Consider the following 1395-nt stretch of genomic DNA (forward strand, 5'->3'; position numbering starts at 1 on the left):
GCCTTGAGCCAAAGATGCTGGGGATGCTTGAAAAAGATCGTGATGAGCAACGTCTGTTCTTACGTCGTGACCAATTCCCTGAAATTTTAGTTGATGCCTTGTTGGCGACAGAAGACCGAGACTTCTATCAGCATGATGGTGTTTCACCATTGGCTATTGCCCGTGCTTTAGTGGCGAACATCAAAGCGGGTCGCACCGTTCAAGGTGGCAGTACCTTAACGCAGCAGCTAGCGAAAAACTTATTTCTAACCCGTGATAAAACGCTGTGGCGTAAGGTGCGCGAAGCTTATATTGCGCTTATTCTTGATTACCGTTACAGCAAAGACCGCATTTTAGAAGCCTACCTCAATGAAGTGTATTTGGGCCAAAGCGGCGGCGAAGCGATCCACGGTTTTGGCTTAGCATCACGCTACTACTTTGGGCAGCCAATCCAAGAGTTGCGAATTGATCAACTTGCGATGCTGGTGGGCATGGTGAAAGGACCGTCGTACTACAATCCTGTTCGCTATCCTGAGCGCACTAAAGAGCGTCGAGACTTGGTGCTTCGATTGCTGATGCAACAAAACATGCTCACATCGCAGCAATATGAACAAGCTGTGAGTCGACCTCTTGATACACAAAGCAAACCACGTATTGCGAGCCGTCAGCCTGCATACTTCCAGCAATTGAATATCGAGCTGAAAGAGAAGGTCGGTGATCGCTTCAAGGCTGAAACTGGTCTGCGCGTGTTTACGTCTCTTGATCCTGTATCTCAAAGTAAAATGGAGCAGGCGATCGCGAAGAAAATACCGGATTTAGCGAAGCGAGGCGGTAAAGAACTCGAAGCTGCTGCCGTGGCTGTTGATCGCCACAGTGGTGAAATTCGTGCCATGGTTGGTGGTAAACGCGTGGGTTATGAAGGCTTTAACCGTGCGCTTAATGCTAGTCGTCCAATTGGTTCGTTGGTCAAGCCTGCGATTTACCTGACCGCGCTTGAACAGCCAGACAAATACAATTTGGGGACGACGCTGCACGACACGCCTCTAAGTTTGAAAGGTAGCAAAGGCTCGGTGTGGACTCCGCGTAACTACGACCGTAAATATCGTGGTGATGTGCCACTTTACCTTGCGCTTGCGAAGTCATTGAATGTACCAACGGTAAGGTTGGGGATGGAGCTTGGTATTCCAGAAGTGTCTGGCACGCTTGAACGCTTAGGCGTCAACAAAGATGAGATTCGTCCTGTGCCTTCTATGTTCTTGGGCTCGTTTTCATTGACGCCATTTGAAGTGGCGCAAATGTACCAAACACTGACTAACTCGGGTAAACGTGCTAAGTTGACCGCGCTTCGTTCCGTCATCGATATGGACGGTAACGTGCTTTATCAATCGTTGCCTCGCTCCTCTCGCGCGGTTGATG

1 protein-coding gene is annotated in these 1395 nt (G+C 49.4%); it reads left to right on the plus strand.

The window, feature by feature from the left end; genetic code table 11:
- A partial coding sequence (mrcB, locus tag R8O10_RS23840; protein WP_318191776.1) for a penicillin-binding protein 1B occupies positions 1-1395 on the plus strand: 1395 nt, incomplete at both ends.

The sequence above is a fragment of the Vibrio sp. 1727 genome (assembly GCF_033344415.1).
Taxonomy (GTDB): Bacteria; Pseudomonadota; Gammaproteobacteria; order Enterobacterales; family Vibrionaceae; genus Vibrio; species Vibrio alginolyticus.